Source organism: Pseudovibrio sp. Ad46 (assembly GCF_001623065.1).
Lineage (GTDB): Bacteria > Pseudomonadota > Alphaproteobacteria > Rhizobiales > Stappiaceae > Pseudovibrio.
On the sequence record NZ_LMCG01000080.1, the window covers coordinates 404449 to 418237 of the forward strand.

A 13789-nucleotide genomic window follows, 5' to 3' on the forward strand; every position below is an offset into this window, starting at 1 on the left:
ACTGGTGTAATGAAGTGAACAAGAAACATTCACGCGAATTAGAAAACACGCTTCAACCAGAGATCGCAAGCGAAATACGAGATTTTTCGTAGGCAAGCGCAAGAAAATGTAATTTCAGGTCATTCCAAACGCGACTGGCGCATGAATATGTCAGACAAAGTCTGATTTCAGAACAAAAGCTACAAAACTCATTCATGAGCCAAATTCCGCAAGAATTGCGAAGCACGTGCAAATTCAATTGAGTACAGTCCTGATACTACAAATTTGAGCGTGCACGTTCTCTTCGCTATAGACCGGATGGGTGCACATATGATTCATTGGGCTCCGCTGCAATGAAGGAGTGATTTTATGAGGGTAAGTGGCAAAAAGATGCTTCTGTTACTCGTTGTTCTGGTTGGCTTGCTGTTTGCAATCGGTGGCGCTGTTGTCTGGTGGATGATGCAACAACCCATGTTCAAGCCGGGCACCGTTGCCCAGCGCACAGACCTGACACCCGTCGGCATCTTCGACGACTTCTGGGAAGTCGCACCAGATGTGAAGCTGAAACACTTCTCTACCGGTGAAGGCCGCAACATCCTCTTCATCCATGGTGGACCCGGCATTCCAACCATGGCAAGCGCTCCGGGTTTTGACCTGCTCTCTGATGAGTACCGCGTCAACTACTACGACCAGCGCGGTGTAGGCCGCTCCACACGCCCCTTCGACCGCTTCCCGGCAGAAGACAGCACATGGACAAAGATCCAGCTGCTGGAAAGCACCCTCGGCATCTCTCAGCAACTGGCGGATATTGAACGCATCCGCAAACTGCTGGGCGATGACAAGCTCATCCTCATGGGCCACTCCTACGGCGCCCTGCTCGCCTCCCTCTATGCCGCCGAGTTCCCTGAGAATGTCGACAAGCTCGTTTTGCTGAACCCGGCAGACCTGCTCGTCTTCCCCTCTGGCAACAAAGGCCTGTTTGAGAACGTTCGTGAGCTCCTGCCAGAGCGGGACCACAAAGCCTACGACAAATGGCAGCGCCGTTATCTGGATCTCGGTCAGGTCTTCAAAGAAGATGAAGCCAGCCTGCAACAACTGGATGCAGACTTCCTGCCATACTTCATCAAGGCCACAGGTGACACCATCAAAGGTGCCCCGCCAATCTCACAGGATCTCTTCGGCAGCTGGTACACCCGCGCTCAGTTCTTCGGCCTTGGCAGACGCCATGACTGGAGCAAACATATGGGCAACATCACCGCTGACACGCTGATCATCCATGGCGACAAAGACTTCCAGCCACTCGCAGTCTCTGAAATCTATGAGGACGCGATCCCAAACGCAAAGCTGGAACGCATAGAAGAAGCCGCCCACTTCCCGCACTTCAACAACCCAGATGAACTGGCCGGCAAGCTACGCCCGTTCCTAAACAAGTAACCACCACGACATGCATGCTCCCGGTCGATCTGGGAGCATGCTGCATTCCATTCGGCGCACGGCTTTTCGAGGCCTCTCCCGAAGACCACCGCCTCCCCACAGCAAAGCGCTCTACTCCCCCGCCTCAATCAGCTTGTCGCTATCTTCTGCTGTCAGGTCCAGCCCATAGGCCTCACGCATATTTGCGATAAAGGCCAGACAGTACATGATGCAAAAAGAACACCGCCGAAAAGCAGCACTCAAACCAACCTAGCGCATCGCAGAGTGAGGGGAATAACTTTTCGGGCAGCCAGCAAAATGGGCTGCCCGGCTACCGTGGGACTAGAAACCCCGAGCAACGCAGAAAAAACACATCCAACGCAAACGAACGCACAAAACAACGCAAAGCAGATATCCCCGCTTCAGATGCCCTCGCCTAAAGGTAGGGAACCAGAATATCTGAAAGCACAGAGCCCTTCGGATAGGCGTAGACGCTGCCCTGCTCATAAACGTAAGGCGCAACTTCAAGACCAGCCTCAGCGCAAATCAGCTGCCCAGCCAACACATCCCAGCTGTTCACGCAGCCATTGTAGGCACCATCCACCTGCCCCGTCGCTGCCTGGCACAACCCCCACGCCGCCGACCCGCAGATACGGATCTGGTGTTGCTCTGACACCAGCCGATTGACCTTGTTGAGGAAGTCGAGGTTATTCTCCTGCTTGTAGTTAAAGCACAGGTTCACCACCAGCTCATGGTCACAGGCCTGTCTGGGTCGCAATCTCTTGCCATCCTCAAACGCCCCTATCCCCCGCGCCGCATAAATCGTCCGGCGGTGAAAAGGTGCATGGACAACGGCAACCGCTGGTCCCTGCTCATCAACAAAAGCCATGGAAATACAAAAGTCTGGCCGCCCGTAAAGGTAATTGGTCGTGCCATCAATCGGGTCAATCACCCAGCACGGCGGTGTCAGCTCACCACCCGTTTCTTCCCCCTTAAAGCCATGCTCCGGGAAGGCTTCGCTTAACGCCTGCTTGATGCGCCGCTCAACTTCACAGTCCGCTTCACTCACGTAATCCAACAAGCCTTTGCTGCCAATCTGCAGCTTGTCGCGGTCATGAAAGACCTCAAGAGCATAAGCACCAGCCTCCTCTGCAATCATTCGGGCTGTGGTGAGTATCTCTTGCTGCATGTCGGGCACCTTCGCTGGTTATGACCGTCTGGTTGTGCCCTTAAGGTATTGAGCAGTTCATTCAAAAGAGCAACTTCGTATCAGGACTACCTTCAGCCTTAGCCGCTAGCCTTTATCAGGAGTAGAAATGAGCTGGACTGAAACCTGATGAACCGAGAACTGCCCCTGCTCTATGCGTGTCTTGCTCTGGCCGGAACCATTCCGTTTATCGCCGGAGCTATAGGTTTATCAGTAGGTTACTCGTTTCTCCCATTGGTTGGCGCAACTGTCATCGCAGTCAGTTTGTACGCCCTTGTCATCCTCTCCTTCATGGCGGGAAGCCAATGGGGTATGTTCTTCATCGCTCCTCACCCAAGGCGTGCATGGCTGCTGTTATGGAGCAACTTTGTCGCACTGTCCGGCTGGTGCCTGTTCCTGTTTACCGCTCCGATCATCTTCATTCTCGGACTTATCATCCTCTTCTCGGGCATGCTGTTTGTGGATTTCTATTTGCAAAATCTGGAAATCACATCGCGAAACTACCTCGGCGTGCGCATCACAGCCACCATCATCACGCTCATCGCACTGGGCGTCATCGCGCTCAATGTCTGAGGCTTATCCCCTCTCGACAACCTAAAACCCACCCACAAACGAAAAATGCCAGCAAGGTCTCCCTCACCGGCATCATAAAATCTAACTGTTTGGCAACGCTTACATATTGATAGAGCGCCACAGCATGGTTGACCGGTTCCCACTCCGGCAATACGCCAAAACAGGCCTAGGTGCTTCCGCAAGAAAATCAATCAATTCCTGACCAGCCTCAGCGAAATCTGTCCCCGGTCCAACCGGAATGTAAATGTGCTCCAGACCCTGCTCTTCAGCTGCTCCAGAAACCTCCAGATAAGTCGGCTGGTTCGGTGCTTCATCATCCGGTCGGTTACAGACGATAGACCGGAAACCCTGCTCACGTGCCTTCTCCATGTCCTCAGGATAGAGCTGCCCAGCAACCCAGTAATCCTCGGCAAGTTGACGCGCACGCAGCTGGCCACCACCGCCACCTGAAATTTTCTGAAGTAGATTAGAGAACATTGACTGGCACTTTCAAATAGGTTTGACCGGTTTCGTTTTCTGCCTCAGGCAAACGACCGGCTCTCATATTCACCTGAATGCTCGGCACAATCAGGTTAGGCACATCAAGCGTTGCATCCCGAGCTTCGCGCATTTCGACGAACTTTTCACGGCTAGTACTATTACCTACGTGAATGTTCTCTGCTTTCTCAGCAGCAACGGTTGTTTCAAACAAAATCTCACGCCCATTCGCACCATAGTCATGGCACATGAACAAACGCATTTCGTCAGGCAAACTCAACACCTTATGGATAGACGCATACAGCACGGACGCATCCCCACCCGGGAAGTCAGCGCGCGCAGTGCCGCTGTCCGGCATAAACAACGTATCCCCCACAAACGCCGCATCACCAATCACATGCACCATACACGCTGGCGTATGCCCCGGCGTATGCATCGCAAAGCACTTCAGATTCCCGATCTGATAGGTATCCCCGTCCTGAAACAGCTTGTCGAACTGGCTGCCATCGCGCGCAAACTCGGTACCTGCATTGAACACTTTACCAAACACGCCCTGAACAACTGTCACCTGCTCACCAATACCAATCTTGCCGCCCAGCTTCTGCTGAATATACGGCGCAGCAGACAGGTGGTCAGCATGCACATGGGTTTCGAGCAGCCATTCCAGCTTCAGATCATTTTCGCGGATGTACGCAATGGTTTCATCGGCATGCTCAAAGCTGATGCGCCCTGCCGGATAGTCGATATCCATCACACTGTCGATGACCGCACATGCCTTTGTTTCCGAGTCTGTCACCACATAAGTAATGGTGTTCGACACCGGATCAAAGAAATCCTTGATCTCCACTTTCTGATCCATCTGCACAGGATAGCTGCTCATAACCTTCTCCCACCTAAATCCGTGATTTATCAATGAAACACATGACAGATCAGGCCTCTTTCAATGCTCTTCGCATTGAGAGGCTGGCAACCAGTCTCGCGACCAGCATCCCCGCCGTCATGCACAAAACAAACACAATCGCCTGAGGCGACAGCAATGAAACTGAAACCAGTGCAGGCCCCGGACACAGACCGATTAATCCCCATCCCGCACCAAATGTAGCTGACCCAAAAATCAACCATTTATCGATCTGCTGAAACGTCGGAATCCGAAAGTCATCCGCCACAAACGGACGCGGTAGAAAGCGCGCCAGACGGAAAAACGGAAAGGCCACCAGAATGGCGCCGCCCATCACAAAGGCGAGACTTGGATCCCAATTTCCAAACACATCAAGGAAGTTTTGCACCTTCAAAGGATTGCTCATTCCCGCAACAACCAGCCCCGCCCCAAAGGTCAGGCCAGCTAAAAAACCAGCGATGATCCGTTGCATGTTATCCCCCCACCACGTGGCGAAGGACGAACACAACAGCAATGCCGACCGACATAAAGGTGATCGTCGCGGCCAGCGAACGAACAGACAGGCGCGACAAACCACAAACACCATGCCCACTCGTGCATCCGCTTCCAAACACCGAACCAAAGCCAACAAGAGCCCCCGCAATAGCGATCAGCGTCAGGTCTCCTGTAAACACCTGCTCAATCTCAAATCCCCCTGCCATCAGCAGCAGAGGCGCAAGAACGATCCCAACAACAAACGACAGTTGCCAGCCCTTCTCACCATGCACCCAGGCCGACTTGCCATTGGCAAGCGTACCTGTTTCAAACAAACGGCTATAAATACCGCTAATCCCCGCAATCCGCCCATTGGCGAGCAACAGGATGACAGTAGACAAGCCGATTAAAACGCCTCCGGCTAACGAGGCATATGGGGTAAACTCAGTCATATTTTATACTCGTTCTTTCCCCTGCAGAGGAAAGTTCGGTTGATGGAGAAACTAACCAGGGCATGCGCGATACCATGATCAAAATGTACGTTTTCTAATTTAGTTTTCTCTAATATATAAGTCGATTTTGGAGAGTCAAGTCACAACCGGCAGCAATTATGCCAATCGCCTAATACTCATCGCCAGTTGCGCAGATTGATCACCTCCCTTAGGCTTGCCGTATACGTAAAGAAACGACCCTAAATCGCTGTTGGGAGATGAATTTGGGAAAGCGTCGTTTCTGCTTGAAATACAAAGGGATGGATATGATTGACGAAGACCTGAAAGGTGAACTTGAGCTTTTTCGCGATAATGTAAAGCGGTTCATCGAAGCAGAGATTCTCCCGCACTACGACGAATGGGAGAAGGCAGATATCTTCCCGCGTGACATCTGGAACAAGATGGGCGAGCAAGGCCTGCTCTCTGTAGACACCCCGGAAGCATATGGCGGGTTCGGCACCAACTTCCTGTTCTCCATGGTCATCATTGAAGAGTTCACCCGCGCCAATTGTTCTGGTCTGGGCGTTTCTCTCAGCGTGCATTCCGACATTGTTGCCCCTTATATCCTCAATCACGGCAGTGAAGAGCAGAAGCAAAAGTACCTGCCAAAAATGGTAACAGGCGAGTGCGTCGGCGCCATCGCAATGACTGAACCTGCAGCAGGTTCTGACCTTCAGGGCATCCGCACAATTGCACGCAAAGACGGCGATGATTACATCATCAACGGCAGCAAAATCTTCATCACCAACGGCCAGCATGCAGATGTTGTGATCGTTGTTGCCCGCACCAATCTGGATGTCTCCGGCTCCAAGGGAACCAGCCTTTTCCTCGTTGAAGCTGACAATCCAGGCTTCAAACGCGGTCAGAACCTCGACAAGATCGGTCTGCATTCCTCAGACACATCTGAGCTCTTCTTCGAAGACCTTCGCGTCCCGGCCAGCGCTTGCCTCGGCAGAATGGATGCTGGCTTCCACATCATGATGAACGAGCTCCCACGCGAACGACTTACCCTCGCTGTTGGCGCTGTTGCAGGTGCCGAAGGCGTACTGGCAATGACGGCTGACTACGTCAAAGAACGTCAGGCCTTCGGTCGCCCGGTTGCTACCCTTCAGAACACCCGCTTCAAAATGGCAGAAATGGCAACCGACGTCCGCACCCACCGCGCATTCGTTGACGAATGCTGCCGCCTGTTCCTGGAAGGCAAGCTCGACAACACAACCGTCAGCATGGCTAAACTCGGCACAACAGAAATGCAGGGCCGCGTTGTAGACGGCTGCCTCCAGCTCCACGGCGGCTACGGTTACATGAGAGAATACGGCGTTTCCCGCGCCTTTGTAGACGCGCGCGTCCAGCGCATCTACGGCGGTACTTCAGAGATTATGAAGGAACTGATCAGCCGCGAAGTGCTGGCTTAAACGTCTTCAGGGGGAGGCTTTGGTCTCCCCTTTTGCTTATTGCACCAGCTTGTTGCGCACAACGCGCAGTTCATCAAACTGCATCACATCGTTTTCGGATGTCCAAAGATGCTTGCCTTCCCCTCTAAGGATGGTTCCAAGCTCAGGGCTGTAGGCATATTTGGTAACAATATCCTCACCCTCTGCGCTAACAGTTTCAAGCGTCACATCAAGCACATCGTAGGCGCAGCTGCCAACCTGCAGGCGGTCAGGCTCACCAACGGAAAACTTGTAGGGCACGTCTCTGCGTACAAGGTCTTCGTTCTCAAACACATCAATGGATGCTGCCCAGACCTTACCAACTTCCAGCGGAAAGAACTCAGCAAACGGTATATCTGGCACGTAAGTCCGATTAATGTGAGCCCCTCGTTCATAGGAAAGGAACAAACCCTTCTCATGAACATGTATCTGGTCACGCACCACCACATATCGCTCATTCAAATGCAGCTCTGTAACCTGTCCGTCCTTTTCAAGTCGAACAAACAAACGTACGGGAATACTGCTGTTTATGAGGACCATTCCGGTTTTCATCGTGTCTGCGGTTGGGCACACTTGTGCAACAGCCGCGCCACCAAAGAGTACGCTTCCCAGAAGTCCTAAAATTGTTTTGCTTATAACGCCGGAGCTTTGCATTGATCTATCATGTAGATTTATTCTTCTATTTATGGACGCTTATCTAGCAGCATTCTGAAAAAAGAGGATTGATATATACGTTATGCCCATTAGTCACTTTGAACTACGTATATCAACATAACACTTTGGTTAGTGCACTGATCTTACTGCTTAATTACAAACCAAGACGTTCAGTAATCCTCAATGCGTCGGTGTTGCGCTTTGACGCATGCAGCTTCAGGTAGGCTAAAATAGCGCTGATCCGGATACCGCGGTTCGCAATCCAGCGGTTTCTGTTGGATGGATGAGAAATACTGCGGTGGTGCAAAGCCACCGGCAACCATTGGTCATTCAGCACCGGCGCCCCCGAAGACCCCGGCAGAGTATCACTTGAGTAAGTTATGAAGTGGTCATGAACGCTCAGGATTTGGCTGTTGCGAAGAGAAAGGCTCTTCAACCCACCATTGGGATGATGAATGATTGAAACAGACTCACCTTTCACCGCCTTGCCAGATTGAGACAACAATTTCAAAGAACCGAAGTCAGAGAGTGATCTGGCCTCTTTATTCCCCTCTTCAACAGAGACAAAACTGAAATCCAGATTGTTACTCGCGCTGGTAAAGAAGATCTCATCCGTAATCGAGAACTCGGCAGACCGCCCAAGCGAAAAATCCTCATCCATCTCATATTGAAAGATAGCCGAGGCCTGCGCTGCTGATTGCCGCGACCGGATCACATGATTATTGGTCAGAAGCAGGTTCGGCCCAACCATAAAGCCAGACCCGGCCCCTGCCGGAATACGTCCACCCCGATAGAGCTGAACCTTACAGATAGACCGCGCAGCCGCGACCCCACGGCTGAGGTAGTTGATCGGGAAGATGTCAGAAACACCCATGATCCGCTCAAAGGCAGTGTCATCCCCCTCCGGGATCAAACTCTTGCGCATATGCAGGCGTTCCGGTTCATCCCAAACAGCATCACCAAACTCGCCTGTCCCACGTTCACCTGCCGAGCTGCAATCACATCTATCCTCACGCGAGTTCGCCATTATGAAATCTCACCTTATCCAACATCATCCTTCCTGAAGAAGACCAATCCAGACAGCTGCTGTGAGACCTCAGAGTTCATTCACCAAAAAACCAACTAAACACTCGCATTTTGGTCAGTGTCATTTTCTGCAAATCCAAAAAACTTTAGCTTACCCTCTTGAACAATCATAAATTGCAATTACATTAGAACTACATTTGTAATGCAAAGGTGCTACATGCCATCAAGATCCATTTCGCTAAGCGTGCGATTAACGCAAGAGGAATCGGAGCGCTTGGCCCGGTTGAACTTTCCGGAAGCCAAAACGCCAAGTGACAAAATCCGGGCACTCATAGCCGCACCGGAAAGCAGCTTCGCATCACTGGGCGATGGTACGCACACATTTGCGGCGCGGAAACTGGTAAAACCAGCAAGCGACATGCTCGACCAGAGTGATCGCCAGTCAGACGTTCTGCGGTTACTGACTGATCGCCTTCCGCTTCTTTTAGGGGAACTGGCTGGCAAAGCTGGCGAAACAGACCTGAAAGACGCAGAAGCAGCAGTTACAGAAGATTTTTTTGAGCTCATTGAGCTGGTGCTTCAGGCCGGATTGAGACGTAACCCACGCCTGCAAAACCCGGAACTCTTCAAAGAGCTTGTCGATGATATGCGCAGCTCCACCGAACTTTTGCGCAACCGTTTAAACTCGAAGTAATACTGGAGGACTCAATGTCTGAATCTCTTTTATCTCGCGTCGGTCGTCTGGTCTCCGGAACTGCCAACTCCATTGTAGATGCCGTCGAAAGCACTGCACCTGACATGGTGATGAAACAGGCCATTCGTGAACTCGACAACGCTGTTGAAGACGTCCGCGACGCTCTTGGCAAAGCAGCCGTCAAAAAGCACGTAGCAAGCCAGCGGCTCGCAGAGACCAACAAGTCTCACGAAGAACTCTCCGAGAAAACCGCCATTGCCCTGCGCGCTGGCGAGAAGGATCTGGCCCGCGCGGCTGTTGCCCGTCAGATGGATCTGGAAGCGCAAATTCCAGTCCTGGAAAAGACAATTGCCGACGCTGGTGATGAAGAACAGGAGCTCAACAACTCCATCCTCGCTCTTCAGGGCCGCAAGCGCGAAATGTCAGACCAACTGGACGCTTACATAACGCAGAAAAATGCTGCAACATCACAAAGCGCAACCGCAGATGGAGGCAGCGATCACAAGCTCAATACAGCCGTTGACAATGCCAACTCTGCATTTGATCGCGCAATGAAAGCGGCTACAGGAGTACCGGGTGTCGCGAACTCAGGAAGTATGGGTGACGATGCAAAGCTCGCAAAGCTGGATCAGATGACCCGCGACCACCGCGTAGAAGAGCGTCTTGCTGCGCTGGAAGCTGAACTGGAATAACAGCAACCGGCAATCATAGTGTTCATTGGGGGATGAATTGGCACAACTACTTTTTTCAAGCGAGACCTATCTCTTCACGCTCGCCATCTTCGTCATGCTCGCTCTGGCGCTGCTCGAAGTTGTCGGCATGGTATTCGGGCTATCTCTTTCCGGTCTGGTCGATGATGTATTGCCGGATCTGGATATCGATGCTGATGTCGATATGGATGCAGACGTCTCGGTAGACGCGGTTGGCCTTGGCCCCGTCGACGGGTTCCTGGCATGGCTGGCCGTGGGCAAGGTCCCGTTCATCGTCTTGCTGATCATCCTGCTTACCAGCTTCGGCATCATAGGTGTGCTGATACAGTACACCGCTGCATCTGTCATAGGCTCATCAATCCCCTTCTGGATGGCGCTCATCCCGACGGTGATTGTCAGCTTCTGGTTCACCGCCACAACTGGTCATGCCATTGGCCGCATCATGCCCAAGGAAGAGACAGACGCACGCTCACGAAACAATTTGGTGGGCGAAGTTGCAGTCCTGACACTTGGCAATGCGACCATGGCTTTGCAGGCAGAAGCCCGCGTTACGGATAATTTTGGCACACGACATTACGTGCAGGTCATTCCAGACCAGCCAGACATCACATTAATGCAGGGAGACGAAGTCTTGCTTGTCGGCTTAAAAGGCTCCCTTTTCACAGCAATTGCGAACCCACACAAAAATTTATCACCTCGCCCAGACACGCTTGCAGATTAATCTCTCAATTTGAGGCCCAATATGTTTACAGAAAATCAAAACTCCGCCTTGGAGTCAGCCACTGGACTGACTGAGATGCTCGTCCTGGCAGCCGTTGTCCTTATTGCCCTTCTCGCAATCGGCATTGTCTTCTCCCGCCTCTACACCCGCTCTTCAAAAGAAGTTGCGTTTGTACGGACTGGTTTTGGCGGTCAGAAAGTCATCATGAACGGCGGCGCAATCGTCTTGCCAGTCCTTCATGACATCATTCAAGTGAATATGAACACCTTGCGCCTTGAAGTGCGCAGAGCCGATGAAGCAGCCCTTATCACCCGAGACCGCATGCGCGTCGACGTGGTGGCCGAGTTCTACCTGCGTGCTCAGCCAACCATCGAATCCATTGCCAATGCCGCACAAACCCTCGGCACTCGTACCATGCGTCCGGAAGACCTGAAGCACCTCATTGAAGGCAAGTTCGTCGATGCTCTGCGCGCCGTGGCTGCTGAAATGGCAATGGAAGAACTGCACGAACAGCGCGTTTCCTTCGTTCAAAAGGTACAGGCAGCTGTCTCCGAAGATCTGCTGAAAAACGGCCTTGAGCTGGAATCAGTCTCCCTGACCGGCCTTGACCAGACTCGCATGGAATACTTCAATCCAAACAACGCATTTGATGCAGAAGGTCTGACCAAGCTCACGCAAGAAATTGAAGAGCGCCGCAGAAAGCGCAACGACATTGAGCAGGATACAGAAGTCCTGATCCGCCGCAAAAACCTCGAAGCTGAGCAGCAAAAGCTCGAAATCGCTCGTGAGGAAGAATACGCTTCACTGGAACAGCAGCGCGATCTGGAAATTCGCAAAGCCAAGCAGCAAGCATTGATTGCCACGGAACAGGCAGAACGTCGCCGTGATGCAGAGCAGGCAGATATCACCTCGAAGCTGGAAATCCGCCAGTCAGCAATCGCATCCGAGCGCCAGGTCAAAGAGCAGGAAATTCTCAAGGACCGCGCACTGGAAGAAACGCGCATTGAAAAAGAGAAGGTTCTTGAGCTGACCCAACAGGACCGCTCAATTGCAGTCTCCGAGAAGTCCAAAGCGCTTTCAACTGCCGATGCTGCAGCAAACGAAGCCCGCGCTATTGCGATCAAGGCAGAAGAACAGGTCATCACAGCACGTGAGATCGAAGTAGCCGAACGTCACAAGCAGGTCGATCTGGTTCAGGCAGCTCAGGATGCAGAACGCTCCGCAATCGCCGTTACAGTTGGTGCGGAAGCAGAAAAGCAAGCTGCGGAAGACCATGCAGAAGCTGTTCGTCTGAAAGCCGGCGGTGATGCGGATCAGATCCGTATTGCAGCAAACGCGGAAGCAGATGCTGTCACGACCCGTGCAGAAGCAGACAAGCTGCGCCTCGCGGTAGAAGCAGAAGGTCAGCGTATCCTAAACGAGGCATCCAACCTCCTATCACCTGAGCAGATCAATATGCAGGTCAAACTGGCTTTGATCGAAGCTCTGCCACAGGTCATCAGCGAGAGCGTGAAGCCAATGGAGAACATCGACGAGATCAAAATCCTTCAGGTCGATGGTCTGGGTGGTGCAGCACCAGCAGCCAACGGAACACCAGCAGAAGGGTCTGCCGGTCTATCCGATCAGTTGGTCAACTCAGCCCTGAGATACCGCTCTCAGGCCCCACTGGTCGACAGTCTCCTCGGAGAACTGGGCATCTCCGGCGTAACGCCAAATGAGATGGCACAGTCAGTCTCCAAAGAAACCGTATAAACCACAAAAGCCCCGCTCAAAAGCGGGGCTTTTTCATTCAAAACAAAACGCTTAAATACCCATCTGCCGACTGGCCAGATCCTTCATGATCTCTGAAGAACCGCCACCAATCGTCATCACCTTGGTCTCACGGTAAATGCGCTCAACCTTGGTTCCGCGCATGTAACCTGCACCACCAAGCACCTGAAGGCACTCATTAGCCACATATTCCAGCGTACTAGTAGCAAGGTTCTTCGCCATGCAGATCTCGGTGATCGGGCTTTCTCCCAGCTGCAACCGCTGCGCCAGCTCTTCCAGCACAGCCCGAACTCCCTGCATCTTCATCGCCATATCAACAAATTTGTGTCGAATAACCTGACGATAAATGAGCGGCTTGCCGAACGTCTCGCGCTGCTTCGCCCAGTCAAGCGCCTCTTCAAAAACACCCAGCATGTGCCCATAACAGGCAGAAGCAAGGAACAGGCGCTCGTTGTTGAAATTCATCATGATGCCCATGAACCCGGCATTTTCGCCGCCGATCAGGTTTTCGACAGGCACCTTCACATTGTCAAAATGCAGCGTAGCAGTGTCAGAGGCCCACCATCCCATCTTGTGCAACGGCGTCTGAGTAAAGCCCTCCATACCCTTTTCAACCAGCATCAGCGAAATACCGCCCATGCCCGTATCACCCGTCCGCACAGCAACCGTATAGTAGTCTGCACGCATACCGGAGGTGATGAAGGTCTTCTCACCATTCAGGACGTAATGACCATTCTCACGGCGGGCAACCGTCTTCAGGTTCTGCACATCTGATCCACCACCCGGCTCAGTAATCGCAAGCGCCGAAATCTTCTCGCCTGCCAAAACTGACGGGATCACCCGTGCCTTCAACTCATCAGACCCAAGGTGCGCAATTGGCGGCGTGCCAATGGTGTGGCTCATCAAGCCTGCATTGATGCCTCCACTCCCCGCACGTCCAAGCTCAACGGCGGAGAGATAAGACAACGGATAATCGATACCCGTCCCGCCATACTCCTCAGGAAACATGATGCCGAGCAGCCCAACATCCGCCGCCTTTTTGTAAAGCTCACGAGGAAACTCGTTGGCTTCATCCCATTGGGCGACATAAGGAGTGATCTCCTTGGCAATGAAACGGGAAAGCACATCACGAAAAGCCTCATGCTCCTCGTTGAACATGGTGGACTTGCGCTTCAATCCGAAGTCAGGAAGACTCAAACTCATCATATTCTCCTCCGCAAAACCTGCGGGTCATTCACAAAATCATTGGCACAAAATCACTGGCAGAAG

At 52.4% G+C, this 13789-nt stretch carries 15 protein-coding genes; 7 read left to right on the forward strand and 8 right to left on the reverse strand.

Annotated features, from left to right (window positions below; genetic code table 11):
- Nucleotides 1–369 precede the first annotated feature (369 nt).
- Nucleotides 370–1413: an alpha/beta hydrolase gene (locus PsAD46_RS25145; RefSeq protein ID WP_208982023.1), complete on the forward strand. Its 1044-nt coding sequence runs from the start codon at nucleotides 370–372 to the stop codon at nucleotides 1411–1413.
- A gap of 415 nt (nucleotides 1414–1828) precedes the next feature.
- Here the strand turns inward: PsAD46_RS25145 and PsAD46_RS25150 are convergent, their stop codons facing one another.
- Complete coding sequence (locus PsAD46_RS25150; protein ID WP_063308122.1) at nucleotides 1829–2581, reverse strand: inositol monophosphatase; 753 nt, start codon at nucleotides 2579–2581, stop codon at nucleotides 1829–1831.
- 147 nt (nucleotides 2582–2728) lie between these two features.
- Here PsAD46_RS25150 and PsAD46_RS25155 point away from each other — a divergent pair, with 147 nt between their 5' ends.
- A complete protein-coding gene (locus tag PsAD46_RS25155) occupies nucleotides 2729–3172 on the forward strand; it encodes a DUF3429 domain-containing protein (RefSeq protein ID WP_082826966.1) in 444 nt (147 codons plus the stop codon).
- Between the two features lie 99 nt (nucleotides 3173–3271).
- Here the strand turns inward: PsAD46_RS25155 and PsAD46_RS25160 are convergent, their stop codons facing one another.
- The 4 genes from PsAD46_RS25160 to PsAD46_RS25175 are packed head-to-tail and all read right to left on the reverse strand — an operon-like array spanning nucleotide 3272 to nucleotide 5473.
- Nucleotides 3272–3649 (reverse strand): TIGR01244 family sulfur transferase, encoded by a 378-nt coding sequence (locus PsAD46_RS25160; RefSeq protein WP_063308123.1) that lies wholly within the window; start codon nucleotides 3647–3649, stop codon nucleotides 3272–3274.
- Nucleotides 3639–4529, reverse strand: a complete 891-nt coding sequence (locus PsAD46_RS25165; RefSeq protein WP_082830476.1) for an MBL fold metallo-hydrolase — start codon at nucleotides 4527–4529, stop codon at nucleotides 3639–3641. Before PsAD46_RS25165 ends, PsAD46_RS25160 begins: the two co-directional genes overlap by 11 nt.
- A 49-nt stretch (nucleotides 4530–4578) precedes the next feature.
- Entirely contained in the window at nucleotides 4579–5019 is a 441-nt protein-coding gene (locus PsAD46_RS25170; RefSeq protein WP_063290125.1) for a DUF6691 family protein, read from the reverse strand.
- 1 nt (nucleotide 5020) lies between these two features.
- Nucleotides 5021–5473 (reverse strand): YeeE/YedE thiosulfate transporter family protein, encoded by a 453-nt coding sequence (locus tag PsAD46_RS25175; RefSeq protein WP_057461234.1) that lies wholly within the window; start codon nucleotides 5471–5473, stop codon nucleotides 5021–5023.
- A gap of 263 nt (nucleotides 5474–5736) precedes the next feature.
- Between PsAD46_RS25175 and PsAD46_RS25180 the strand changes: the two genes are divergently transcribed.
- Nucleotides 5737–6927, forward strand: a complete 1191-nt coding sequence (locus PsAD46_RS25180; protein ID WP_244273247.1) for an acyl-CoA dehydrogenase family protein — start codon at nucleotides 5737–5739, stop codon at nucleotides 6925–6927.
- 36 nt (nucleotides 6928–6963) lie between these two features.
- On the opposite strand, the gene PsAD46_RS25185 is transcribed toward PsAD46_RS25180, so the two are convergent.
- Nucleotides 6964–7599, reverse strand: coding sequence for a hypothetical protein (locus tag PsAD46_RS25185; protein WP_063308124.1), 636 nt, complete (start codon nucleotides 7597–7599; stop codon nucleotides 6964–6966).
- 154 nt (nucleotides 7600–7753) lie between these two features.
- Nucleotides 7754–8626 (reverse strand): serine protease, encoded by an 873-nt coding sequence (locus PsAD46_RS25190; RefSeq protein WP_063308125.1) that lies wholly within the window; start codon nucleotides 8624–8626, stop codon nucleotides 7754–7756.
- Between the two features lie 273 nt (nucleotides 8627–8899).
- On the opposite strand from PsAD46_RS25190, the gene PsAD46_RS25195 reads away from it, so the two are divergent.
- The 4 genes from PsAD46_RS25195 to PsAD46_RS25210 are packed head-to-tail and all read left to right on the forward strand — an operon-like array spanning nucleotide 8900 to nucleotide 12502.
- Nucleotides 8900–9319 carry a hypothetical protein gene (locus PsAD46_RS25195; RefSeq protein WP_208980616.1) on the forward strand — a complete coding sequence of 140 codons (420 nt, stop codon included), beginning with the start codon at nucleotides 8900–8902 and terminating at the stop codon, nucleotides 9317–9319.
- A 14-nt stretch (nucleotides 9320–9333) separates the two neighbouring features.
- The gene (locus tag PsAD46_RS25200; RefSeq protein ID WP_063290128.1) at nucleotides 9334–10011 is read left to right on the forward strand and encodes a PspA/IM30 family protein; all 678 of its coding nucleotides are present in this window, start codon (nucleotides 9334–9336) and stop codon (nucleotides 10009–10011) included.
- A gap of 37 nt (nucleotides 10012–10048) precedes the next feature.
- Nucleotides 10049–10750, forward strand: coding sequence for an OB-fold-containig protein (locus PsAD46_RS25205; RefSeq protein WP_063294075.1), 702 nt, complete (start codon nucleotides 10049–10051; stop codon nucleotides 10748–10750).
- A gap of 21 nt (nucleotides 10751–10771) precedes the next feature.
- Nucleotides 10772–12502, forward strand: coding sequence for a flotillin family protein (locus PsAD46_RS25210; protein ID WP_082596486.1), 1731 nt, complete (start codon nucleotides 10772–10774; stop codon nucleotides 12500–12502).
- Nucleotides 12503–12553: 51 nt separating this feature from the next.
- Here the strand turns inward: PsAD46_RS25210 and PsAD46_RS25215 are convergent, their stop codons facing one another.
- Nucleotides 12554–13726, reverse strand: a complete 1173-nt coding sequence (locus PsAD46_RS25215; protein ID WP_084404532.1) for an acyl-CoA dehydrogenase family protein — start codon at nucleotides 13724–13726, stop codon at nucleotides 12554–12556.
- Nucleotides 13727–13789: the final 63 nt, after the last annotated feature.

Excerpts from the sequence above, each read along its gene's own strand:
- PsAD46_RS25145 (WP_208982023.1), top strand. The coding sequence starts at position 370 with ATGCTTCTGTTACTCGTTGTTCTGGTTGGCTTGCTGTTTGCAATCGGT.
- PsAD46_RS25150 (WP_063308122.1), bottom strand. The coding sequence starts at position 2,581 with ATGCAGCAAGAGATACTCACCACAGCCCGAATGATTGCAGAGGAGGCT.
- PsAD46_RS25155 (WP_082826966.1), top strand. The coding sequence starts at position 2,729 with ATGAACCGAGAACTGCCCCTGCTCTATGCGTGTCTTGCTCTGGCCGGA.
- PsAD46_RS25160 (WP_063308123.1), bottom strand. The coding sequence starts at position 3,649 with ATGTTCTCTAATCTACTTCAGAAAATTTCAGGTGGCGGTGGTGGCCAG.
- PsAD46_RS25165 (WP_082830476.1), bottom strand. The coding sequence starts at position 4,529 with ATGAGCAGCTATCCTGTGCAGATGGATCAGAAAGTGGAGATCAAGGAT.
- PsAD46_RS25170 (WP_063290125.1), bottom strand. The coding sequence starts at position 5,019 with ATGCAACGGATCATCGCTGGTTTTTTAGCTGGCCTGACCTTTGGGGCG.
- PsAD46_RS25175 (WP_057461234.1), bottom strand. The coding sequence starts at position 5,473 with ATGACTGAGTTTACCCCATATGCCTCGTTAGCCGGAGGCGTTTTAATC.
- PsAD46_RS25185 (WP_063308124.1), bottom strand. The coding sequence starts at position 7,599 with ATGCAAAGCTCCGGCGTTATAAGCAAAACAATTTTAGGACTTCTGGGA.
- PsAD46_RS25190 (WP_063308125.1), bottom strand. The coding sequence starts at position 8,626 with ATGGCGAACTCGCGTGAGGATAGATGTGATTGCAGCTCGGCAGGTGAA.
- PsAD46_RS25200 (WP_063290128.1), top strand. The coding sequence starts at position 9,334 with ATGTCTGAATCTCTTTTATCTCGCGTCGGTCGTCTGGTCTCCGGAACT.
- PsAD46_RS25210 (WP_082596486.1), top strand. The coding sequence starts at position 10,772 with ATGTTTACAGAAAATCAAAACTCCGCCTTGGAGTCAGCCACTGGACTG.
- PsAD46_RS25215 (WP_084404532.1), bottom strand. The coding sequence starts at position 13,726 with ATGATGAGTTTGAGTCTTCCTGACTTCGGATTGAAGCGCAAGTCCACC.